The organism is Vreelandella arcis, from assembly GCF_900103865.1.
In the GTDB taxonomy this organism is placed as follows: domain Bacteria; phylum Pseudomonadota; class Gammaproteobacteria; order Pseudomonadales; family Halomonadaceae; genus Vreelandella; species Vreelandella arcis.
Genome location: NZ_FNII01000001.1, coordinates 157,266 through 180,312 on the forward strand (window position 1 = coordinate 157,266; position 23,047 = coordinate 180,312).

General features: G+C 54.2%; 25 protein-coding genes. 19 read left to right on the forward strand and 6 right to left on the reverse strand.

Features of this window, described 5'->3' with window-relative positions; genetic code table 11:
- A complete protein-coding gene (locus BLR97_RS00770; RefSeq protein WP_089701498.1) occupies window positions 1-903 on the reverse strand; it encodes a helix-turn-helix domain-containing protein in 903 nt (300 codons plus the stop codon).
- A gap of 148 nt (window positions 904-1,051) precedes the next feature.
- Between BLR97_RS00770 and pobA the strand changes: the two genes are divergently transcribed.
- The 3 genes from pobA to BLR97_RS00785 all read left to right on the forward strand — a co-directional run bounded on the left by pobA (window position 1,052) and on the right by BLR97_RS00785 (window position 3,751).
- Window positions 1,052-2,236, forward strand: coding sequence for a 4-hydroxybenzoate 3-monooxygenase (pobA, locus tag BLR97_RS00775; RefSeq protein WP_089701500.1), 1,185 nt, complete (start codon window positions 1,052-1,054; stop codon window positions 2,234-2,236).
- 252 nt (window positions 2,237-2,488) lie between these two features.
- Window positions 2,489-3,319: a 3-oxoadipate:acetyl-CoA acetyltransferase gene (locus BLR97_RS00780; RefSeq protein ID WP_089701503.1), complete on the forward strand. Its 831-nt coding sequence runs from the start codon at window positions 2,489-2,491 to the stop codon at window positions 3,317-3,319.
- A gap of 30 nt (window positions 3,320-3,349) precedes the next feature.
- Window positions 3,350-3,751: a nuclear transport factor 2 family protein gene (locus BLR97_RS00785; RefSeq protein WP_089701505.1), complete on the forward strand. Its 402-nt coding sequence runs from the start codon at window positions 3,350-3,352 to the stop codon at window positions 3,749-3,751.
- 47 nt (window positions 3,752-3,798) lie between these two features.
- Here the strand turns inward: BLR97_RS00785 and BLR97_RS20075 are convergent, their stop codons facing one another.
- The 4 genes from BLR97_RS20075 to BLR97_RS00800 all read right to left on the reverse strand — a co-directional run bounded on the left by BLR97_RS20075 (window position 3,799) and on the right by BLR97_RS00800 (window position 6,388).
- The gene (locus BLR97_RS20075) at window positions 3,799-3,921 is read right to left on the reverse strand and encodes a hypothetical protein (RefSeq protein ID WP_280140165.1); all 123 of its coding nucleotides are present in this window, start codon (window positions 3,919-3,921) and stop codon (window positions 3,799-3,801) included.
- Between the two features lie 235 nt (window positions 3,922-4,156).
- Complete coding sequence (locus BLR97_RS00790) at window positions 4,157-4,351, reverse strand: tautomerase family protein (protein WP_089701507.1); 195 nt, start codon at window positions 4,349-4,351, stop codon at window positions 4,157-4,159.
- Window positions 4,352-4,478: 127 nt separating this feature from the next.
- The gene (locus BLR97_RS00795) at window positions 4,479-5,399 is read right to left on the reverse strand and encodes a LysR family transcriptional regulator (protein ID WP_089701509.1); all 921 of its coding nucleotides are present in this window, start codon (window positions 5,397-5,399) and stop codon (window positions 4,479-4,481) included.
- 71 nt (window positions 5,400-5,470) lie between these two features.
- On the reverse strand, window positions 5,471-6,388 hold the full coding sequence (locus BLR97_RS00800; protein ID WP_089701511.1) for a LysR family transcriptional regulator: 918 nt from the start codon (window positions 6,386-6,388) through the stop codon (window positions 5,471-5,473).
- Between the two features lie 158 nt (window positions 6,389-6,546).
- On the opposite strand from BLR97_RS00800, the gene BLR97_RS00805 reads away from it, so the two are divergent.
- From BLR97_RS00805 to BLR97_RS00815, 3 genes are all read left to right on the forward strand, one after another.
- A complete protein-coding gene (locus BLR97_RS00805; RefSeq protein ID WP_089701513.1) occupies window positions 6,547-6,996 on the forward strand; it encodes a DoxX family protein in 450 nt (149 codons plus the stop codon).
- Between the two features lie 68 nt (window positions 6,997-7,064).
- Window positions 7,065-8,012 carry a glutathione S-transferase family protein gene (locus tag BLR97_RS00810; protein ID WP_089701515.1) on the forward strand — a complete coding sequence of 316 codons (948 nt, stop codon included), beginning with the start codon at window positions 7,065-7,067 and terminating at the stop codon, window positions 8,010-8,012.
- Window positions 8,013-8,085: 73 nt separating this feature from the next.
- Window positions 8,086-8,901: a DODA-type extradiol aromatic ring-opening family dioxygenase gene (locus tag BLR97_RS00815; RefSeq protein WP_089701933.1), complete on the forward strand. Its 816-nt coding sequence runs from the start codon at window positions 8,086-8,088 to the stop codon at window positions 8,899-8,901.
- Window positions 8,902-8,936: 35 nt separating this feature from the next.
- On the opposite strand, the gene BLR97_RS00820 is transcribed toward BLR97_RS00815, so the two are convergent.
- On the reverse strand, window positions 8,937-9,842 hold the full coding sequence (locus BLR97_RS00820; protein ID WP_089701517.1) for a LysR family transcriptional regulator: 906 nt from the start codon (window positions 9,840-9,842) through the stop codon (window positions 8,937-8,939).
- A gap of 158 nt (window positions 9,843-10,000) precedes the next feature.
- Here BLR97_RS00820 and salA point away from each other — a divergent pair, with 158 nt between their 5' ends.
- The 13 genes from salA (at window position 10,001) to BLR97_RS00885 (ending at window position 23,027) form a co-directional block, all read left to right on the forward strand.
- On the forward strand, window positions 10,001-11,335 hold the full coding sequence (gene salA, locus BLR97_RS00825) for a salicylate 1-monooxygenase (protein WP_244511092.1): 1,335 nt from the start codon (window positions 10,001-10,003) through the stop codon (window positions 11,333-11,335).
- Between the two features lie 353 nt (window positions 11,336-11,688).
- Window positions 11,689-12,807 carry a muconate/chloromuconate family cycloisomerase gene (locus tag BLR97_RS00830; protein ID WP_089701519.1) on the forward strand — a complete coding sequence of 373 codons (1,119 nt, stop codon included), beginning with the start codon at window positions 11,689-11,691 and terminating at the stop codon, window positions 12,805-12,807.
- A 66-nt stretch (window positions 12,808-12,873) separates the two neighbouring features.
- On the forward strand, window positions 12,874-13,164 hold the full coding sequence (catC, locus tag BLR97_RS00835; RefSeq protein WP_089701520.1) for a muconolactone Delta-isomerase: 291 nt from the start codon (window positions 12,874-12,876) through the stop codon (window positions 13,162-13,164).
- 66 nt (window positions 13,165-13,230) lie between these two features.
- On the forward strand, window positions 13,231-14,205 hold the full coding sequence (gene catA / locus BLR97_RS00840) for a catechol 1,2-dioxygenase (RefSeq protein WP_089701523.1): 975 nt from the start codon (window positions 13,231-13,233) through the stop codon (window positions 14,203-14,205).
- A gap of 53 nt (window positions 14,206-14,258) precedes the next feature.
- The gene (locus tag BLR97_RS00845) at window positions 14,259-15,626 is read left to right on the forward strand and encodes a Rieske 2Fe-2S domain-containing protein (protein ID WP_089701525.1); all 1,368 of its coding nucleotides are present in this window, start codon (window positions 14,259-14,261) and stop codon (window positions 15,624-15,626) included.
- A 34-nt stretch (window positions 15,627-15,660) separates the two neighbouring features.
- A complete protein-coding gene (benB, locus tag BLR97_RS00850; RefSeq protein ID WP_089701527.1) occupies window positions 15,661-16,149 on the forward strand; it encodes a benzoate 1,2-dioxygenase small subunit in 489 nt (162 codons plus the stop codon).
- A 103-nt stretch (window positions 16,150-16,252) separates the two neighbouring features.
- The gene (locus tag BLR97_RS00855; protein ID WP_089701529.1) at window positions 16,253-17,425 is read left to right on the forward strand and encodes an ABC transporter substrate-binding protein; all 1,173 of its coding nucleotides are present in this window, start codon (window positions 16,253-16,255) and stop codon (window positions 17,423-17,425) included.
- Between the two features lie 65 nt (window positions 17,426-17,490).
- Window positions 17,491-18,351: a branched-chain amino acid ABC transporter permease gene (locus BLR97_RS00860; RefSeq protein ID WP_089701531.1), complete on the forward strand. Its 861-nt coding sequence runs from the start codon at window positions 17,491-17,493 to the stop codon at window positions 18,349-18,351.
- A gap of 12 nt (window positions 18,352-18,363) precedes the next feature.
- Window positions 18,364-19,425, forward strand: a complete 1,062-nt coding sequence (locus tag BLR97_RS00865) for a branched-chain amino acid ABC transporter permease (RefSeq protein ID WP_089701533.1) — start codon at window positions 18,364-18,366, stop codon at window positions 19,423-19,425.
- Window positions 19,426-19,427: 2 nt separating this feature from the next.
- Window positions 19,428-20,195, forward strand: coding sequence for an ABC transporter ATP-binding protein (locus tag BLR97_RS00870; RefSeq protein ID WP_089701535.1), 768 nt, complete (start codon window positions 19,428-19,430; stop codon window positions 20,193-20,195).
- Window positions 20,192-20,923 (forward strand): ABC transporter ATP-binding protein, encoded by a 732-nt coding sequence (locus BLR97_RS00875; protein WP_089701537.1) that lies wholly within the window; start codon window positions 20,192-20,194, stop codon window positions 20,921-20,923. Before BLR97_RS00870 ends, BLR97_RS00875 begins: the two co-directional genes overlap by 4 nt.
- Before the next feature lie 76 nt (window positions 20,924-20,999).
- Entirely contained in the window at window positions 21,000-22,196 is a 1,197-nt protein-coding gene (locus tag BLR97_RS00880) for a benzoate/H(+) symporter BenE family transporter (RefSeq protein WP_089701539.1), read from the forward strand.
- A 27-nt stretch (window positions 22,197-22,223) separates the two neighbouring features.
- Entirely contained in the window at window positions 22,224-23,027 is an 804-nt protein-coding gene (locus BLR97_RS00885) for a universal stress protein (RefSeq protein ID WP_089701541.1), read from the forward strand.
- Window positions 23,028-23,047 lie beyond the last annotated feature (20 nt).

Below are 23,047 nucleotides of genomic sequence, written 5' to 3' on the forward strand. Positions count from 1 at the left end.
TTAACACTCTTGAGACTGGCGAAGTCGAAAGTCACGCGGGGAAAGTTTGGTATTGCGCTTGAAAAACCGCGTGAAGTAGGCGGGTTCCGAGAAACCCAAACTATCGGCCACTTGGCCGATAGTCATGTTGGTGTAGGTTAATTGCCTTGTCGCTTCCAGTAAAAGACGTTCGTGAAGCAGCTGTAAGGCACTGCGCCCGGCGAGCTGGCGGCAGAGCATATTCAAATGCGCGCTGCTGACGCCCAACTGTTCGGCGAGCTGCTCAATGCTCGGCTGCTCGCGGTAACATTGCTCGATCAGCGCTTGAAAATTTTCCAGGTGGTGGCGCCCTCGGTCATGCTGGCGCGGACCGTAGCGTTTTGGAGCGTTGCCGCTGGATATCGTCAAGCGGGAAAGCTCCACGACCAGCGCTTGTACCAGCGCTTCCAGCAGGGTTTGCCGGCCTAATGCGGGCTGGCGGTATTCCTGGTCAATCTGACTAACCAGCGTGGCGATGCGCTGGCCCTGCTTAGCGCTTTCAAAATGCACAACGCCAGGCTTTTTCAAAGCGCTGTGTTCGCCAATATGGGCGTTTAAGTGGTCCGCGAGTGGCTTGGCAAGGGTGATGACGTGGCCATCGATATCGGGTGAAAAGTGAAAGCCGTGGATCGCCATCGACGGCACCAAAACCACTGCGGCGCCGTTAAGCGAGTGACGTTCCCCTTCAAGTTCAAGTGTCACCTTTCCCTGATGAATAAATAAGACATGCACCAAGTCGGCATGCCGGTGTGGCCGAATCTGCCAGTTATGCAAACGACTGCGCTCGGCGATGGATTCGCAGTGCAACAGGTCCGGCGTTGGCCAGTGCTGGGTTTCACCGTATAGTTTGAATACCGGCACGGTGCTCGTTGTGGTGCCCCCCATCTCCGACTCCTGCTTATGCGACCAAGGTCGTGGTAAAAGATGCTAAAAATCCAATTAATAGTTTCAATCATGCCTTATTGTGCGGACCATTTCATTGAAAAATACAAGTCATTAGTTTGTCGATAATGATAATGATGAGGCACCTCTTATGAAGACGCAGGTCGCGATCATTGGCGCTGGCCCTTCAGGTCTTTTGCTTGGCCAACTGCTACAGCGTCAAGGGATAGATAACATTATTGTCGAGCGCCGCTCGGGCGATTACGTGCTTAGCCGCATTCGCGCCGGAGTGCTTGAGCAGGGCATGGTGGATTTGCTGCGTGAAGCGGGCGTCGACCAGCGCATGGATGAAGAAGGTCTGCCCCACGATGGTTTCGAGCTGGTCTTCGACAACCGCCGTGTACGGGTGCCGCTGGATAAGCTGACCGGTGGCAGTAAAGTCATGGTATACGGCCAGACGGAAGTGACGCGGGATTTAATGGCCGCCCGCGAAGCGGTGGGAGCGACGACTCTCTACGAAGCCGACAACGTCCAACCCCACTCGCTGGAAAGCGAGCATCCATATCTGACCTTCGAGCATAACGGTGAAACGATCAGGCTCGATTGCGATTACATTGCTGGCTGCGATGGCTACCACGGGGTATCGCGCCAGTCGATTCCCCAAGACCGACTTAAAGAATTTGAAAAAGTCTATCCGTTTGGCTGGTTAGGCATGCTATCGGACACCCCGCCAGTGTCGGATGAGTTGATTTACGCCAGCCATGAACGGGGCTTTAGCCTGTGCAGCATGCGCTCTGCTACCCGCAGCCGTTATTACCTCCAAGTTCCGCTAGACGAGAAGGTGGAAGATTGGTCCGACGAGCGCTTTTGGGATGAGCTCAAGCGTCGCTTGCCTGATGATGTGGCCGACAAACTCGTTACCGGGCCGTCGATCGAGAAAAGCATCGCGCCGCTGCGCAGCTTTGTGGTCGAGCCCATGCAGCATGGCCGGCTATTTCTGGTGGGTGATGCTGCGCATATCGTCCCGCCTACCGGCGCTAAAGGCCTCAATCTGGCGGCCAGTGACGTCAACACGCTGTATCGGCTAATGGTGAAGGTCTACCAGGAGGGGCGCACGGATTTGATCGAGCGCTACTCAGCCACTTGCTTGAAGCGCATTTGGAAAGCCGAGCGCTTCTCCTGGTGGATGACCTCTATGCTGCATAACTTTTCGGAAGAAGAAGATTTCAACAGCCGTATGCAGCTGGCTGAGCTGGACTACGTGACCAGCTCCCAAGCCGGGCTGACCACGATTGCAGAAAACTACGTTGGTTTACCCTACGAGCCGCTTGAATAACTCCTAACCTTGATCAACCCATTCTCATTGCCCAAGCACCTGCTTGGGCACTTTTGCACTTAAGTGCCATGAGGGTGGAGAGCTTACTCCACTCATTACACCCGCAGCGTTCTCGGGCCTCAGAGTAAGAACCTGGGTAAAATGGTGGTATGAACACCGTGAGCTAGTAAGGATTTGACGCTTGCGAATATCTGGCCTACTTTGTTCGCATGACAAATTATAATGCGTAATGCGAACAAAAGTGAGGTTTCTATGTCTCTTCCCTGTATTATCTGCGTCGCTATAACCGGTAGCCTGCCGCGTAAAGAGAATAACCCCGCCGTTCCCATCACGGTTGAAGAACAGATTGAAAGCACCCAGGCGGCCTTCGAGGCGGGCGCGAGCATTGCTCACTGCCATGTGCGCAACGATGACCAAACGCCTTCCTCTGACCCTGAAAAGTTTGGCCGTTTGATGGAAGGGCTCAAGAAACACTGCCCGGGTATGATTATTCAGCTCTCCACCGGCGGGCGCTCGGGCGCGGGGGAGGCACGCGGCGCAATGTTGCCGCTCAAACCCGATATGGCTAGCCTATCGGTGGGGTCCAACAATTTCCCTAACCGTGTTTACGAGAACCCTCCGCAGCTGGTGGAATGGCTTGCCGATGAGATGCTCAAGTACGCCATCAAACCCGAAATAGAGGCGTTTGATTTGTCGCATATCCATCAGGCGGTCGCACTTTCCAAACAGGGCAAGCTTAAAACGCCTCTCTACGTGCAGTTCGTGATGGGTGTTAAGAATTCCATGCCAGCGGACAAGCCTACCTTTGATTTTTATATTGAGACGCTCAAGCGCCTGGCGCCGGACGCCCAGTGGTGTGGCGCGGGCATCGGCGCCAACCAATACCTGCTAAATGAATGGTCGATTGACGCTGGTGGACATACCCGAACCGGGCTTGAAGATAACGTGCGCCTGGACCGCGATACGCTAGCGCCTTCAAACGCGGCGTTGGTCGAGCGTACCGTGGCGCTGTGCGAAAAGTACCAGCGCCCAGTGGCCACCTGGCAGCAGGCGCGAGAAATACTAGGGCTACAGCAAGCGTAAAACCTTTCACTAATCCAAAGGAAGTTAAAAATGACGAATACCGCTGTCGTCGGGGAAGCACCTGAGATAGACGAGATCAAGCGCGTTGTGCAGCTATATGTTGATGGCTTTCAAGGTGGTAGAGAAAAGCTACAGGAAGCGTTTCATAAGGATGCGTGGATTTTTGCGCTGGACGCGGAAGGCGAATTGGCGACGGATCTCATCAGCGAGCGTTTCGAACGTTGGGCAAATAGCTATCGGCCAGTCAAAAGCCGTTTTATTGCCGTGACACAGGCCGGCGATGTCGCCAGCGTGCTGCTGGGCTTTGACAACAGTGAAAACATTGTAGATTCCTGGGTTGATGTGATTGCCCTGATAAAGGTTGACGGCCTTTGGAAAATCACCAGCAAAACGGCCGCCCATAGCAGCCGAGCGGCGTGGGCCAAGCCTTAACGCCAGTGGCAGTGCCCCCAGCGTTTCTGGGACCGCAGTTGGAGAAGCTAAACCAGAGAAGCCTCGATTTCGAGCCCCGTGTGGTGCAATACGGGGCCGATAACCTCACGAATGATGGCGGCAGGGTTGGGGGTCGCCATTGTACCGGCCGCCAGCCGTAGCCATCCCATGCCCGGTATCTGTTTTATTGAGCTTGAGGAGTTAACCACCTGTGATATGCCGCTGTAGTTGGCATTACATGGCGTGCGGGTGAGGTATCTCCTGTGCTGGATAATTTTATCCATATGGCAGTAGAGGTGTTTGGTTAACTTCGAATGCTCGGTCTAATACGAGCAAGCCGCTGCGATTTTAACGCAGAGACTTGAGCGAAGGCTGATAGTGGTGCAGCAGCCGGGGTTTGAACTATCAGGATTTTTTGAGCGTTTCAGCAAAAATCTCGCCGGAAATGGCCCAGTTTTCCATGGCTACATCATTAAAAATGACATAAACGTATTGCGGGTCGATGTTGCCATGTTGAGCAATCGCATCGGTGACGGCTTTGGCAATAGCAGGTTTGGCTTCGTCGCGGCCATCAAACATCTGAATATTTACGACTGGCATGTTGAATCCTCTTGGGGTTTAGGTGGTAGGTTTCGTCGAGCTAGCTGCTCGAAAAAACAGCTTAGTCCTGTTCCAAAGGTTGATAAACACGCTACAAACTTATTCAGAGTAGAGTTAAATTCTACAGTCAGCCGAAAGTATTCTGACCTGCCAGTGAGACCAGTTCGTCGATAATAAAGCGAACGCTCGGTAGAAGCTGGTATGAGCGTGGCCAAATAATATTCAACTCGGTTGGCGAGGGAGCATGCTCCGGGAGGATCGTCACCAGCTTTCCCTGAGCGATAAAAGGCCGTAGCAATGCCTCTGGAAACTGCACGATCCCTGCGCCTGCCATGCAGGCATCAATCATGGCGTCACCATCGCTTATTTGATGAAAAGGTGGCGGATTAAACCTCACTTCCTGCCCATTATCGTCTTTGACTCGCCAACTCAACGGTGACCCACCGCGCCACGCCATCAGGCAACGGTGTTGACTGAGCGCCTGTAAGTTCTGTGGGCTTCCATAGCGTTCAAGGTAGCTAGGCGATGCACAGAGCAGGAGATGCTGGTCATTGAGCTTCTTGGCGACCAAGTCACCACTGTCTTTCAATGCTCCATAGCGGATGGCGAGGTTAAACCCCGCATCGAGTGGATCAATGATACGGTCATTGAAGGTGAGGGTGAGTTTCAGGTGTGGGTAACGTTCGGTCATACCCAGCAAAATAGGCATCATCACCGAACGACCGAAAGCGGCGGGCATATCAATCCGAACCGTACCGGACGGCTCGGTTAGCTTGGAACGCAGCGAGGTTTCTGCCGCCCGCAGTGTGTCCAGAGCGTTTTGGCAGCTGGCAAAATAGGCTTCCCCTTCGGTAGTGAGACTTAGTTTACGCGTCGTCCTGTAAAGTAGTTTGGTTGCTAAGTGCTGTTCCAGCTTAGCGATACTTTTACCCATTGCCGACTTAGAAATACCCAGTTCGTTGGCCGCTGCGGTGAAGCTTCCCGCTTTAGCAACGGCCACAAAATAGACAATGGCGCGTGGATTGTCAGAAAGAACCGGGCTGCTCATGGTAGGTAGTCCTGTATGACGGCGCGGGCGGTTGTCAACATGACATAGACGTAATGGCGGAGAAGCTAAGGCTATTCGCCCGTCTCGAAGTTGTCCCAGTACGGGGGTTCTCCGAAATACCCGTCTAAAAAGTCGATAAAGCAGCGTACCTTACTTGCCAGTAATTTGCGGTGCGCATAAACAGCATAAAGCCCTAAACGGGCGGGTTCGCACTCGGGGAGAATCACGTTTAGACGGCCCTGGGCAATCGCATCGCCAGAAATAAAGGTGGGCTGAATGGCAATGCCGGCCCCCTGAATAGCGGCTTTGATCAGCACATCACCATTGTTACAGATTAAGTCTCCCTCCTGATGCCGCCCGGTGGTGGTGAGCCACTCCGTCGCGGGCAGCCCCATATCATGCTCCATATAGCTGTAACGCAGATATCGATGGTTTTTAAGTTCACTGGGGCTTTTAGGTGTGCCATGGCGGGCTAAATAGTCAGGCGAGGCGCATATTACCAGTCGCACGGGGGCGATATATTTCGCGATCAAGGAAGAGCTCTTCAAATGACCAATGCGTAAGGCAATATCAAATCCTTCCTCTACGATATCCACCTTCCTATCGTTCAATTGTAAGTCAATGCTGACGGCCGGATGTGCCTGCTGAAAGTCAGCAAGCATTGGCGCTAAGTGCAGTGTCGCAAAGGAGACAGGGGCACTGATCCGCAAACGGCCGCGAGCACCTTCTTGCAAGTCATTGAGCTGACTGTCCATATCGTCGATGTCGTCAAGCACCTGCTGGGCATGCTCAACGTAACGAATACCCGCTTCTGTCAGATGGACTTTGCGGGTGGTGCGGTTCAAAAGGCGTACCCCGAGGCGTTCTTCCAACTGAGACACGTACTTACTGACGAGTTGAGGTGACATCTCAAGCCGTTCAGCAGCCTGGGTGAAGGTGCCTTCGTTAACCACGTTGACGAAGGCCCGCATGGCGTCAATACGATCCATTCGTGTGCCCTACCTGAGTGAAAAGCTGATTATCAACACTATGTTGTTAATTATGCAATATATGCGGCCTTATTGTTCTTTAACGGCGAGAGTAAAGTGCGTACAGCAGTCACGCACAGAGGGTTGAACAAACCCATTCGCTATTTGAGGAGCAACTCATGAAAAATTCATTCGCACACACCTTATTTAACTCTACTGGCGGCTATGCGGCCCTGGCTTTGAGACTACCGGTCGGGCTGATATTGGCGGCACATGGCGCACAGAAACTGTTTGGTTGGTTTGGGGGCTACGGCTTGGAAGGCACCGGACAATGGATGGCCAGTATCGGGCTTGAACCCGGCTATGCCATGGCATTACTGGCAGGAAGTGCCGAATTTTTGGGCGGGATCGCTTTATCCCTCGGACTTCTGACGCGCCCGGCGGCGGTCGTGACAGCCATCACGATGCTGGTCGCCATTTTCAGCGTCCATGTGAGTAACGGCCTCTTCCTGACGAACGACGGCTACGAATATGCACTCACGCTTTTCGCTGCCACTACTGCCTTAGCGATCCAAGGCGCAGGGCACTTGTCAGTCGACCGCTCGCTACAGTCGCGCTTTGCCCGTTAATAACGCTCAGCATTCTGAATCGCCCCGACTTGATTGACGGGGCTTGTTTTGGCACGGAGTAGAGTCGTATGTTGGTTAATGGAACATGGCAGGAAAACTGGCACCCGGTTCAGGCCAAAGACGAAGAGGGGCGGTTTATTCGCCAATTATCGTCGTTTCGCCACTGGATCACGCCCGATGGCTCGCCTGGCATCACAGGCAAGGGTGGCTATAAGGCAGAAAAAGACCGCTACCATCTCTACGTTGCTTATATCTGCCCCTGGGCTTCCCGAACGCTTATGGTGCGCCAGTTGAAAGGGCTTACGAATCTGATCAGCATGACGGTCGTTAATCCCCGGCTATCCGATAACGGCTGGCAATTTGGCGGCTTTCCCGGTGCCAATGACGATGATCTTAACGGTGCCCAGTATTTGCATGAACTGTATTCACAAGCCGACCCGACCTACACAGGGCGGGCAACCGTTCCCATTTTGTGGGACAAGAAAACACGCACCATCGTCAGCAATGAGTCAGCCGATATTCTTCGCATGCTCAACAACGCGTTCGAAGCGTTTGGTCAGCAAGGGCCGAATCTATACCCGGCAGATTTAGCCGACGACATTGATGCGTTGAATGAGGTTATCTATAACAACCTTAACAATGGTGTCTACCAAGCGGGGTTTGCTTCGACACAACAGGCGTATGAAGAAGCGTATGACAAGGTGTTTCTGACCCTGGATGAGCTCGAAGCGCGCTTGTCAGACGGGCGCGCTTATCTGTTTGGCGAACGACTAACCGAGACCGACGTGCGGCTGTTCGTGACCTTGGTCAGGTTTGATGCTGCCTATCACGGGCTCTTTAAATGCAATCGGTATACGCTTATTGCCATGCCTTACTTGCACGCTTTTATGCAGCGTATCTATGCGATTAATGGTATCGCCGAGACGGTCAATATTGAGCACATTAAAGCTGGATATTACTCAATCAAAGCGCTGAACCCCAGCGGCATTGTGCCGGTTGGTCCTGCCATCATTTGAATTTAAATTAATTAATAGGGGTATGGCTGCATTTTGCTACCCAGAATTCTTAAGTCACCACGAGAAAATGATGATGAACACCTCGCCAGATATTTTATTCCTCTCCCACGGCGGAGGGCCTCTGCCGCTATTGGGCGACCCAGATCATCAGGAGATGGTCGAGTCGCTGAAAGGGATAGCCAACGTCATCAGCAAACCGTCGGCTATTTTAATTATCAGCGCCCATTGGGAAGCGTCTGTACCCACGATCACTTCAGGGGCCGCCCCAGAGCTGAACTACGACTATGCGGGCTTCCCACCCGAAGCCTATCGAATTCAGTACCCCTGTCAGGGTGAGCCTGAGTTGGCGCAACAGGTGAGTCGGGCACTTGAAAACGCCGGTATTCCAGCCCAGCAAGATGCCCAACGGGGATTTGACCATGGCGTGTTTGTCCCGCTCAAAATAATGTACCCAGAGGCTGATATTCCCTGTGTACAGCTCTCGTTGGTTAACAGCCTCAGTGCGGAGACGCACCTTGCCATCGGCCGAGCGCTCAAATCGCTGGAGCGCGAGAACCTGCTGGTGATCGGTTCGGGTTTTTCATTCCACAATATGCGGGAATTCTTCAGCCCTATCACGCAAGACAGCCAAGCAAAAAATAACGCCTTTGAAGACTGGTTAGTGGAAACGTCCTCCAGCCATCACATTGATGAAGTAGAACGCAGCCGTCGCTTGGCAAACTGGGACAGCGCCCCCCATGCACGCTTCTGTCACCCTAGGGAAGAGCACCTTCTGCCGCTGCATGTCTGTTATGGCTTAGCGGGCAGGCCGAGCGATGAACAGTTATCAGCCACGATATTGAACAAGGCATCAGGCATGTTCTATTGGTCAAGAAAGAGTGCCAAGTAAAGCGCGCTGAGGGGAGTCGCTGAGTGAGAGATGTATTACTCTGAGAACATCTCAAACATAAGCCCTCTTAACCAGCGGTTGCCAGGGTCTTGATGAAAGCGGCGGTGCCAGAAGAGATTGATCGGAATCTCGGGGAAGGCCAAAGGGTGCTCGCGGGCGATTAGCCCAAAGCGCTGGCAGGTTGCTTCGGCCAGCTTTTTAGTCACCGTCACAATAAGGTCGCTGCTGCTGACGATATAGGGAACGGCTGCGAAATGCGGCAGGGTTAACCGAACCGGGCGCACAACCCCGGCGTGCGCCAATTGCTCTTCGATAATGCCATGCCCGGTACCCTGGGCAACCACCACGGCGTGATGCGCTGCGCGAAAATCCTCAAGGCTAAAATCCCCAGAAGCGAGTGGGTGATCCGCACGCATCAGGCAAACGTAGCGCTGCACAAATAGCCGTTGCTGGTAAAAACCGGCTCCTAGCTGCGGAATCAGGCCAACCGCCAGGTCAATCTCTCCCTCCTCCATTTCGTGTTTCAGGTCGTTATGGTGGCTGCGCACGGTGTTGAGTGAAACGTCCGGTGCATGTTGCGAGAGGTGCTGCAGCAGGCGTGGAAGAAATACTATTTCACCGATATCAGTCATATTGAGATGAAAGGTGCGATCGCTCTTTGCGGGGTTGAAATCGTCGCATAGGTTCAGTGTGTCGTTCATTCGCACCAGCGCATCTGCAATGCCAGGGTGAAGTCGGCTGGCACGGGGCGTAGGTTGCAGCCCTTGTGACGTGCGCTCGAAAAGTTCGTCCTCCAGCAAGTGGCGTAACCGCTTCAGTGCATGGCTCACCGCCGGTTGAGTGATACCCAAGCGCAGCGCAACCCGTTGTGTATTTTGCTCTTGGTACAACAAGTCAAAAACGACCAGCAGATTAAGGTCAATGTTGGCAAGTTTTTCCATCACCTAGCGCCTTGCCACGTATCCAACAATAGTTGAATGCGGCAGTCGAAGAGGTTTTTAACTGATTGATTCATATTGTTATTAGCGCCGTTTATAGTCCGAATGAAGGAAGCTGTGTGGTTACTGTTGACACTCGCGAATAGCGTTAGAGGGAGAGCATGACGCTCAACATACAACGACAAGCCCCAGAGCAGAGTGAAATCATGGTAGCTAACAATACAGTAGCAAATACACAGCAAAAGCGTCTTTCGATTGGCATCGTTGGTGGTGGTATCGGTGGCGTGGCCTTCGCCGTTGCGCTATCTCGCGATAGCCAACTCGATATCCAGCTTTTCGAAGCTGCTCCTCAGTTCTCTGAAATTGGTGCTGGGGTCTCCTTTGGCCCTAATGCGGTAAAGGCTATTCAGCGGCTGGGCTTGGAAGACTCCTATCAACGTATAGCCGACTCTTCGCCCGCTCCCTTTGAAGATGTTTGGTTTGAATGGCGGCGTGGCAGTGATGATGCTTACTTGACCGCCAGCCTGGCCTCGGGCGTTGGTCAATCCTCGGTACACCGTGCCGATTTTCTGGATGCCATTGTCGCCAATCTACCGGAGGGCATCGCTCATTTCGGCAAGCGATGTGTCGAGGTGCAACAGGATGCCGATAGCGCAACGGCTTACTTCGACGACGGCACCCACTTTACCGGCGACGTGATCATTGGCTTTGACGGTATCAAGTCAGCAGTGCGTCACCATGTTATGCCCCCAGCGGAGTATGGCGAGATTACTCCTTTTTGGAGTGGTACTTATGCCTATCGCGGCATGATACCCACCGATGAACTGGAGGCCGCCTTAGAGGCTAAAGGCAGCGAGAATCGACTGGCACTCGTACCCCAGATGTATCTGGGCAAAGACCGCCATATTCTGACGTTCCCGGTAAAACAATCACAACTGATCAACGTCGTCGCGTTTATCACTGACCGGACCACCCCGAATCCTAAGCTGTCCGAAGGTGAAGAGTGGGTGCAAGCCGTCAGCCAGGAGGAATTGCTGGAGGTTTTCGAGGGGTGGAGCCCAGCCTGCCAAGCGATTCTTGAATGCATTCCTGAGCCAACCCGCTGGGCGCTGCATGAGCTGCCTGAATTGCCCCGTTATCATCGCGATCGCGTATTGATTGTCGGCGACGCCGCCCATGCATTGGTACCGCATCAGGGGGCTGGAGCCGGACAGGCGCTCGAAGATGCCTACGTACTGGCAAGCCTGCTGTCGGATGAAAACTGTGATCGCCACACGGTGAACGATGTCTTAGCCGCTTTTGAGCAAGTACGCCACGCGCGCACTTGCAAGGTACAGCGAACTTCGCATGAGGCCGGGAATGTCTATGAATATGCGGGGATAGGCATCGGCGATAACGAAACCAAGCTGATCGAAAATCTGGAACACCGCTTCGATTGGCTGTGGAACCACGACCCTCACGACGATGTTGTGGCGGCGCAGCTATACCTAGCTTAGCCATAGAGGGGTATGGGCGGAGATTGATGTCCCTTTGAGCCTTATTCTTTTGTCGCAAGCGTGCTTGCGGCCAACCGATATAGGGGCCAGCGCACTGCCCATGTAATAGAGGGAATAATAAATAACTGATAAATAAGCCTATATTTATAGGCTTGATAGGAATTAAGCGTATTGCTTGGCTCATCAATAGGAAAAGAGCGATAGCCTTGGGAGGCGAATGTGTTAGTACACAGGGTTAATCACCACTGGTGATACCTCCTCGGTATGGCAAGGCACCTAAACAATATTGGTTCCGTCTTCCTAGCGCAATCAAACTGAACTCCAGTCAATGATTGCCAGACGCCGGAGCCGCCATGTCAACCGTCATCCAACATATTGAGACACTGCTGGTCGATTTGCCGACCATTCGTCCTCACAAGCTTTCCATGACCACCATGGCCTGCCAAACCATGGTCATTGTGCGCATGCGCCATTCCGACGGTATTGAAGGGTTGGGCGAAGGAACCACCATTGGTGGCCTTGCCTATGGCCCGGAAAGCCCGGAGAGCATCAAGCGCAATATCGATACCTACCTGGCGCCGCTGCTAATTGGGCAGCCTTCTCACAATATTCACCAACTACGTACCCGACTGAACCGTCATGCACGCGGCAACATGATCGCCAAGTCGGCGCTGGAAACAGCGTTACTGGATGCCCAAGGCAAGCGGTTGGGGCTAAGTGTCACTGAATTGCTTGGGGGTGCCCATCATGAGCACATGCCTGTGCTGTGGACACTTGCCAGCGGCGATACCGCCAAGGATATCGATGAGGCGCTGCTGCGTTTAGAACAGCGTCGACACTGCGATTTCAAATTGAAGATTGGCGCTAATCCGCTCAAGCAAGACGTTCGTCACGTAGCGGCGATAAAAGAAGCCCTGGGTGATCGTGCCAGCGTTCGTGTTGACGTTAACCAGGCATGGGATGAATCCACTGCAGTGCAAGGGATTCAGGCGCTGCAGGATGCCGGTATTGAGCTAATCGAGCAGCCCATTCCCGCCCGCGAACATGCCGGCCTTGTGCGCTTAGCCAATCGCTTCAACGTACCGATGTTGGCTGATGAAGCCGTTCAGGATGCCCGAGATGGTCTGGATCTTGTATGTGGCGGTTTTAGTGGTGCCTTTGCTTTGAAAATTGCCAAGTCCGGCGGTATCTACAGCGTGCTGGAACTGGCCCACGTGGCGCAAGCGGCTGGTATTGGCCTATACGGCGGCACACTGCTAGAAGGCACCATTGGTACGGCGGCCTCACTGCATGCTTGGGCCACGCTGCCGGAAATGGCTTGGGGTACCGAGATGTTTGGCCCGCTGTTGTTGAAAGATGACATCGTCGTTGAACCACTCAACTACACCGAATTTGGCGTGGAGCTACCCCAGGGCGCTGGGCTGGGCATCACGTTGGACGAAGATAAATTGGCTCACTACTCACGTAAATAAAGCCGCGTCACCAACCGCGCGCCAGCTCCAGTTTGCGCTCGCCCGCGACATAAAGAGGAGAGACATATGCTATTTCAAGTAGAGATGACCGTTAAGTTGCCGACCGATATGCCAGCAGAGCAAGCGGCCAAGATCAAAGCCACCGAAAAGGCCTATTCACAAGACCTTCAGCGCCAGAGCAAATGGCGTCATCTATGGCGGGTGGCGGGCAGCTACTCGAATGTCAGTATTTTTGACGTCGAAGATAACGCTGAGCTGCAAGAGCTGGTTAGCAACCTGCCGCTGTTTCCCTATATGGAAATCAACGTCAAGCCATTGTGCCGTCATCCTTCTTCAATTCGTGACGACGACACCTAAACGCTCACCCAATACGCCAGTTCTTATTCATAAAACAACACCCTATAACAAGCTGAGGGTTTCACCATGACCGTGAAGATATTTGATACTCCCGAGGTCCAGGACTTTGTCAAAACCGTGGCCGGCTTTGACCAGACCGGCGGCAACGAGCGCGCCAAGCAGATTGTCCATCGCCTGGTCGGCGATCTGTTCAAGCTGATCGACGATTTCGACGTCAGCGAAGAAGAGTACTGGGCCGCCGTCAATCTGCTCAACGCCCTGGGCGGCCAGACCCAGTTCGGCCTGCTCTCGCCCGGGCTTGGCTTTGACCACTTCCTTGATATGCGTCAGGACGCCATCGACGCCGAAGCCAAGCGCGTGGGCGGTACCCCGCGCACCATCGAAGGCCCGCTGTACGTGGCCGGCGCCCCGGAAGCGGAAGGGTTTGCCCGCCTGGACGATGGCCAGGATAACGACGGCGAGACCATGTGGCTGACCGGCCAGGTCCGTGACGTTGACGGCCAGCCGATTGCCGGTGCCAAGGTCGAGATCTGGCACGCCAACTCCAAGGGCGGCTACTCCTTCTTTGATCCCAGCCAAAGCGACTACAACCTGCGCCGCACGATCTATGCCGACAGTGAAGGCCGCTACACCGCGCGCAGCATTATCCCCTCCGGCTACGGCGTGCCCGAAGGCGCCCCCACCGATGTGGTACTCAAGTCGCTGGGTCGCCACGGCGAGCGTCCGGCGCATATTCACTACTTCGTCTCCGCCCCCGGTCACCAGCACCTGACCACCCAGATCAACCTGGCAGGCGACCCCTACACCTTCGACGACTTCGCCTTCGCCACCCGCGAAGAGCTGGTGGTCCCCGCCGAGCGGATTGAAGACCCGGCCGAGATCGCCAAGCGCGAGCTGGACGGTCCGTTCTCCCACGTGGAGTTCGACGTCGAACTGGCCAAAACCGACGCGCCGGAGCTGCAGGTCCGTCACGCCCGCCCGCGGGCCAAGGAAGACGAACAGGACCTGGCCAGCCAGCTTGCCGGCACCGCCAAGGTTTAAGCTCAACAGCGCCACCCCTGCGGGGGTGATGCATAAAAGAGAGGAGAGAGATCATGACCATTAAGCTTGATCAACTCGCAGCCCGCGTTCGCGGCGCCGTCCAAGACGACCCCGAACAAGGCATCTTCCGCTGCCACCGCAGCATGTTCACCGACCCCGAGTTCTTCGAACTCGAACTCAAGCACATCTTCGAAGGCAACTGGCTGTTCCTGGCGCATGAAAGCCAAGTCAGTGAGCCCGGTGACTACATGACCGTCACCATGGGCCGCCAGCCGGTGATCATCACCCGCGACAAGCAAGGCGAACTGCATGGTCTGATCAACGCCTGTGCCCATCGCGGCGCCACCCTGTGCCGCCGCAAGCGCGGTAACAAGGGCACCTTCACCTGCCCGTTCCACGGCTGGACGTTCAAAAACGACGGCCAACTGCTCAAGGCCAAAAACGAAAAGACCGGCGCCTATCCCGACAACTTCAAGCAGGATGGCTCCCACAACCTCAAGCGCCTGCCGCGCTTTGAGAACTACAAAGGCTTCCTGTTCGGCAGCCTCAGCGATGACGTACAACCGCTCGAACAACACCTTGGCGAAACCACCAAGGTCATCGACAACATCGTCGACCAGGCACCGGAAGGCCTCGAGATCCTGCGCGGCACCTCGTCGTACACCTACACCGGCAACTGGAAGCTCCAAGCCGAAAACGGTGCCGACGGCTACCACGTCAGCTCCGTGCACTGGAACTACGCCTCCACCATGGAACGCCGCAACTACGACGCCGGCGGCACCAAAGCCGTGGACGCCGATGGCTGGTCGAAGAGCAAAGGCGGCTTCTACTCCTACGACAACGGCCACATGATGCTGTGGACCCGGCTGCTCAACCCCGAAGTCCGCCCGGTCTACCAGCACAAAGACTGGATCCAGGAACAGCTGGGCGAGGCGCGTGCCGACTCGATCGTCAACCAGACGCGCAACCTCTGCCTCTACCCTAACGTCTACCTGATGGACCAGTTCTCCACGCAAATCCGCGTGTTGCGCCCCATCGACGTCAACAAAACCGAAGTCACCATCTACTGCTTCGCACCCAAAGGCGAATCCGCTGAAAACCGCGAAGTGCGTATCCGCCAGTACGAAGACTTCTTCAACGTCTCCGGCATGGGCACCCCCGACGACCTGGAAGAGTTCCGTGCCTGCCAAGAAGGCTACAACGGGGCGCTGGCCGAATGGAACGACCTCTCCCGCGGGGCCAAGCAATGGGTCGAAGGCGCGGATGAAAACGCCCAGGCCATCGACATGAAACCCCTGCTCAGCGGCGCCTCACCGGAAGACGAAGGCCTCTACGTGATGCACCACAAGCACTGGGTCGACGAAATGCTGCGCGCGATCGACAAAGAGCGTAGCCAGTTTATCGCCACCGAGACTGCCTAAGCGTCCAGCGCCTGATAAAGAGGAGAGAAGTGACATGAGCATTAGCTATCACGACATCCAAGCCTTCCTGTACCGCGAAGCGCGGCTGCTGGACGACCGGGAGTGGGACGAGTGGCTCGCGCTGTATCGCAAGGACGCCGAGTTCTGGATGCCCGCCTGGGACGACGACGACCAGCTCACCCGCGACCCACACAGCGAGATCTCGCTGATCTACTACCCCAACCGCGAAGGGTTGGAAGATCGCGTGTATCGCATCAAGACCGAGCGCAGCGGGGCGAGCACGCCGGAACCGCGCACCACGCATCAGGTGAACAATCTGGAGATCCTGTCGCAAGACGGTGACACGGTCGAGCTACGGTTCAACTGGCACACGCTCAACCACCGCTACAAGAAGACCGACAGCTTCTTCGGCACGTCGTTTTACCGCCTGGACGTCTCGGGTGAGACGCCGCTGATCACAAGAAAAGTCGTGCAGCTGAACAACGACTATATCCATCAAGTCATCGACGTCTATCACGTGTGATCGATATTGATGAGACAGGGATGTCGCTTACCTAGATATCGTCTGAAGCGATATCTAGGTGGCAAAAACAACTTAACAACAACTGAACCCTGGTGAAGACGTAATGAAAACATTTAAAAAGACCTCCCTAGCAACTCTGCTTAGCGCTACTGCCATACTGTCAGCAGGTAGTGTCGTCGCCAATGAAGATCCGGTGAAACTCGGTTTGATGCTTCCTTACTCAGGTACCTATACGGCGCTTGGGGAAGCCATTACTAATGGCTTGAAACTGGCCATTGAACAAGAGGGCGGTCAGTTGGGTGGCCGTGAGGTGGAGTACATCGAGCTTGATTCGGAGGCTGATCCATCCAAAGCACCCCAGAACATGAGTCGTCTAGTTAACGGGGATAAGGTTGACTTCGTGATTGGGCCCGTACACTCAGGCGTTGCCATGGGCATGCTGCGAGTGGCTAAACAGTCCGGTGCGATCACGATCATTCCTAACGCGGGATTGGGTGCAGCCACTAATGAACTCTGCATGCCGAACGTTTTCCGTACCTCGTTCAGTATGTGGCAAGACAGCTATCCAATGGGCAAAGTGGCTTACGATCAAGGGCATCGCAAGATTGTGACCATTACCTGGGATTATGCTGGTGGAAAGGAAGATCTAGCGGGTTTTGAAGAGGCTTTTACCGCTGAGGGTGGTGAGATCGTCGAACAAATTTTAGTGCCTTTCCCAAGCACCGAATTTCAGAGCTACTTGACGCAAATAGCTAGCCTTGAGCCAGACGCTGTATACACCTTCTTTGCAGGTGGTGGTGGTGTGAGTTTTGTTAAGGATTATGCCGCAGCGGGTTTGAAAGAAAGCATACCGCTACTAGGATCAGGCTTTCTTACCGAAGGTAATTTAACCGCCTTAGGTGATGCTGGCGAAGGGGTAATGACTACGCTGCACTACGCTGAGACTCTCGATAATGACGCGAACCAAGCGTTCGTTTCCGCCTATGAAAATGCCTATGGTGAAATGCCTGATACCTATGCCGTGCAGGGCTATGATACGGGCATGATGTTGGTGCAGGGACTCTCTGAACTGGATGGCGATACCTCAGATCAAGAGCGCTTGATAGACGTATTGGCCAATGTGGAATTGGAAAGTCCACGTGGGCCGTTAAGCTTCTCCGACTCCCACCATCCCATTCAAAATGTCTACCTTCGTGAGATTAGAGACGGAAAGCACGAAGTCGTTAGCATCGCTCACGAGAATCTAGAAGTACCCGATGAAGCCTGCCAGATGTAACAGCATCTTTATGCATTATGGGGCGGGTGTAGCCCGCCCCTCATTCTGATTCTCGGAGGGATCTTATGGATCTCGCATTTTTCAGCGTACAGCTACTTAACGGTCTGCAGTATGGCCTGCTGCTTTTTTTGATTGCCAGCGGGTTGACTTTGATATTCGGCATTATGGGAATCATTAATCTAGCCCACGGTGCCATGTATATGATCGGTGCCTATTTGGTTTACGACCTTAACTTGCGGTTGGGCAATTTTTGGCTGGCCATTATGGTCGCTATTCCCATAGCGATTGCACTGGGGCTCATCATTGAGCGCCTGTTTCTCGATACGCTGTATAAGCGCGACCACCTTTACCAAGTGCTGTTGACCTTCGGACTGATATTAGTACTCAACGAAGCGCAGCGCATTATTTGGGGTGGCGATGTCCATCGTGTTCCAGTGCCCGCACCGTTTGATGCCAGTATCCAACTGACAGACAACTTACAGTACTCGGTATATCGCCTCTTTGTGATGGGTGTCTGCTTAGCATTGGCCGGGGTGATTTATTGGGTTATCCGCCATACAAAGCTGGGCATCATCATTCGCGCCGGCGCCGTTAATCGCGACATGGTTGAAGGTTTGGGAATAAATGTCCGCACCCTCTTTACGCTTATCTTTAGCGTAGGTGTTGCGCTAACCGCCTTCGCGGGAATGATCGCCGCACCGCTTACCTCCATCGCGCCAGGAATGGGCGATAACATCCTTATCACTTGTTTTGTGGTCGTCGTCATCGGCGGTATTGGTTCCATTAAAGGGGCATTTTGGGGAGCCATTATCATTGGTATGGCCACTACCTTTGGTGCGGTGCTAATTCCGAGTCTCGCCAGCATGGTGATCTACTTGATTATGGCGGCGGTGTTGCTGGTGAAACCGCGCGGTCTTTTCGCGTGAGGAGAATAAGACATGTTACATAGATATCCCAAGCGCGTTGCGATCATCATGCTGATATTGACGGCTTTGGTGGCAGCTTTTCCTCTATGGGGAGAAGCGGTATTCGGTACCCAGGCCAACTTCATGCTAGAAAAGCTGACATTAATGCTGATTCTGGCGCTGTTCGCCATGAGTCTGGATTTATTGGTCGGAATCGTGGGCTTAGTAAGCCTGGGGCATGCGCTTTTCTTTGGGCTGGGTGCTTACACGCTGGCGTTAGCCAGTCCCGACTTTAGTCCAGCATCGATGTGGTGGATGCTGCCTCTTGTCATGGGCGTCTCGGCTTCTATCGGATTATTCATAGGTGTATTAGTGATCCGAACCAAAGGCATCTTCTTTATCATGACGACCCTGGCGTTTGGGCAGATGCTTTACTACTTCATTAGTACTTCCCAGTTCGCGGGAGGGACTGATGGGGTTTTTATAATGTTCCGTCCCAGCTTGGCGATAGGTGAGCGCACGCTAGTGGATCTTGATAACCCTTACAGCTTTTTTTACTTCTGTCTGGGTATGCTGCTGATCGGTTACTTCTTTCTACGCTGGCTGACCCGCTCCTACTTCGGACAAGTGCTCGATGGTATTCATGACAACGAGCACCGTATGCAGGCATTAGGTTACGCCACCAGCGGTTATAAACTGATTGCTTTTGTTATCGCTGGAGTAATGGCGGCGATTGCCGGGATGTTGGCGGCGATGCAGTACGGCTTCGCTAATCCGGCGCAGCTAGGCTGGCACACCTCCGGTGAAGTGCTAATGATGCTGATTTTAGGCGGCATGGGTACCATCTTTGGTCCCATTTTAGGCGCCTTCGCCTACGAAATTCTGCTCTTTATCTATGAGCATGCCACTACTCATTGGCCGATCCTGATGGGACTGACCATTATCGCGGCAGTACTGGTACTACCACGAGGTATTGCAGGTTTGATTATCGCTCCCCCTTGGCAGCGAAAGCGTAACAACGACGATGCACCGGCAGCCAAGAAAGAGCAGGCGTCAGAGGCAGTGCAATCCACCACGCCGAGAAAAGAGGGCTAATCATGCAAGATAAAACGATATTAGCCACTCATGGCCTTACCCGTCGATTTGGTGGCTTGGTGGCGGTCAATGAAGTGGATTTCGACGTGGCCTCCAATGAGATCCACGCCATTCTGGGGCCCAATGGCGCGGGTAAAAGCACACTGATTAACCTGCTCTCTGGTGAGATTCCGCCCTCTGAAGGCGAAGTGCTGTATCGGGGACAATCGATTCAAGGCAAGAGCATGCGTCAGATCGCCCGTATGGGGATCGGTCGTAGCCACCAGAAAACAAATATCTTTCCGCGACTTAGCTGTTTGCAAAACTGTGAGTTGGCGGCGCGCATCCACATGGGAGGTGTCTTTGGTAGCTGGCGTTCCCGGCTGCGGGCACACGCGGTAAGCGAACGTGCAATGGAGATGTTGGAGACGTGTCGGCTAACTCACCGAGCCTATATCCCTGCGGCTGCTATGAGCTATGGCGAGCAGCGCCAGTTGCAGATTGCCATGGTGCTCGCGACAGCACCGTCACTGATGCTTCTTGACGAACCAATGGCGGGAATGGGCCGAGAGGAAACTGCTCAGGTAACCGAGCTACTCGCGAGCTTAACGGATCGCTATACCCTGGTGTTGATAGAGCATGATATGGACTCGGTATTTCGCTTGGCGGATCGGATCACTGTCATGGTCGATGGCAGCGTATTAGAGAGCGGCCCGACCGAGCAAATTCGCACGAGTGAAAAGGTTCGCGATGTCTATCTTGGACGTCATGACGAGGAGGTGACGGCATGACGGAAGCACATTCTACAACACCGCTGATCGATGCCCGCGGGCTGCATACGTATTACGGTGAGAGCCACATTTTACACGGCGTGGATTTGACCCTGATGCCGGGTGAAACGTTAAGCCTCCTTGGAAGAAACGGCATGGGCAAAACCACCACGCTGAAGTCGATTCTTGGTTTTGTGCCGCCGCGACGAGGCGAGGTCTTTATCAAGGGGGTTTCCACTGCGAAGCGACGTCCCTGGCAGCTGATTCGCCAGGGGGTTGGCTACGTACCGGAAGGGCGGGGTATTTTTCCCGGTATCAGTGTACGTGAACACTTGATTATGGCGGCACGACCCAACGAGAGCGGGGAGAACTCCTGGACGTTGGGACGCGTCCTGGATACGTTCCCGAGGCTTGGGCAGCGTATCAACCACGATGGTTCTTTTCTCTCTGGCGGAGAACAGCAGATGCTTTCAATTGGCCGGGCGCTGACCACCAACCCAGATCTAATGATTCTCGATGAGGCAACGGAAGGGTTGGCTCCCCTGATCCGCGACGAAATATGGAAAATTATCCATGAAATAAAGGCGTCGGGTATCGCCACGATTATCGTCGATAAAAATATCGATCATTTGCTGAAAGTGGCTGAGAAGCACCTGCTGTTAGTGAAGGGGGAAGTGGTCTACAGCGGAGGAAGCCAGGGGTTAAAGGATGATCCTTCCATCCTTGAGACGCATCTAGGCGTTGCCTGAAATGGAGCTGGCAGGCGCAAGTCTGCCAGCGTCAATTGATGAGCGATAATATCCACTAACTCTCGGGATTTTTGGTATGCAATTTCTAAAGGACGCCTCGATACCTGCGGTCACCGCCGGTTTCGTAGCGGTGCTCGTCTCATATTCCGGCCCGCTCGCGATCTTTTTCCAGGCGGCTCAGAGCGCGGATATATCCAACGCGATGATGACCTCGTGGGTCTGGGCGATCTCGATAGGAGCTGCAATATCGGGGATTCTGCTAAGCCTCTGGTTGAAGGTGCCGGTGGTGACTGCCTGGTCTGCCCCGGGCACGGCGTTGCTGGTGACCTTGTTTCCAGGGTTGTCGCTCAATGAAGCGGTGGGGGCATATTTGACCGCGGCGATCGTGATTTTCGTGATTGGTATTACCGGCTCTTTTGATCGAATTATCCAAATGATCCCGCCGGGTATTGCCAGTGCGATGATGGCAGGCATTCTGTTTCAGTTTGGCGTAGGGGTGTTTGATTCATTGGAAAGCGTACCAGCATTGGCGATTAGCATGATCATTGCCTATCTGGTCTTCAAACGCTTGACGCCGCGCTACAGCCTGGTGTTGCTGCTGGTGGTTGGCGTTATGTTGGCGGTAGGGTTGGAGGGGGCCAGTTTGGAGGGCGTCTCTATCCAACTGGCCGAGCCGCAGTTCATTCGTCCTGAGTGGACGTGGAATGCCACCCTGAGCCTGGCGATTCCGCTGGTATTGGTCAGTCTGACTGGCCAGTTTCTGCCCGGCATGGCGATTTTACGTACGTCCGGCTATTCAACTCCGGCCAAGCCGATTGTCACCGTGGCCAGCTTAACTTCCATTATTACTGCTTTTTTTGGTGGTATCACGACGGTGATTGCGGCAATTACAGCGGCGATCTGCACCAGCAAGGAAGCCCACAAAGACCCGGATAAGCGCTATGTTGCTGGCGTGGCCAACGGGGCTTTCTATCTGATTGGCGGCACCTTCGCTGGCACGATCGTGGCGCTGTTTACCTCATTGCCAGGAGAGTTCGTTGCAGTGCTGGCGGGCTTGGCGCTGATTGGTGCGATTACCAGCAACCTGAGCTCCTTTGCTGCCCATAAAGATCATCTCGAAGCCTCGGTTATTACCTTCATTGCGACGGCATCGGGCATTAGCTTTTTAGGGCTGGGCTCGGCTTTTTGGGGCGTGGTTGTAGGTGCACTTGCCTATAACTTATTGCATCGGCGTTTTTCGTCGTCACAGGAAAAAACGCAAAAACAAGTTTAACAGTGTGGCGGTTTCAGGAGGGGCATCATGGATAAGATCTATGTGGCGATAGATGATAGTGAGGATTCACTGCGCGCGATGGCGTTTGGCAAGTCGTTTGCCGAACAGCTCGACGCATCTCTAAGCATCGTTTCAGTTGTGCCAACCCAGGAAGGGAGTGCCGCTAGGTATTCCGCCCTGAAACCGCACTTGTCGGTTTATCAGCTCGACGAGACAGCGCTGGAGGTGGTGGTGCATGACAGTGCCAAAGCCTATCTCGGTGAACTGGCTGGCGGTGAGCATACGGGGTTATGCATGATGGCCCATGGGCGTCGCCCAGTGCCGGAGATGCTGATTGGCAGTGTCACGGCGGGCGTAGTACGCCGGGCGCATCGTCCAGTCTATTTGTGCGGGCCTCGCTATGATGCGATCAAGCATCAGCGAGTCGAGTTGCTGGCAGTCTGTGTAGATGGATCCAAGCTTTCCGAGCGGATTCTACCTTTTGCGGCAGCGCTTGCTAAACGGCTTAAGGCGCGTTTGCAGTTGCTGCAGGTTCTTGATAGCGCTGCGTCTCGGAAACCGACAGCGTTAGACCATGCCGATGTAAGCGAGTCGAGCTACTTGCAGGGATTGGCGCGAAGAGTTGGACACGAACAGTCACTAGAGGTTGACTGGGAAGTGTTGCACGGTGATCCGGCAGACTCCATCGTCAGTTATTTAGCCGCTAGCCGTAACACGATGCTTGCAATGACAACCCATGGGCGCAGTGGCCTCTCGCAAGTGGTGGCAGGCAGCGTGAGCCACGAAATACTCCACGAGGCATCTTGCCCCGTGGCGGTGATGCGTCCGTAAGTTTGCGGTAGTCGTCAAAA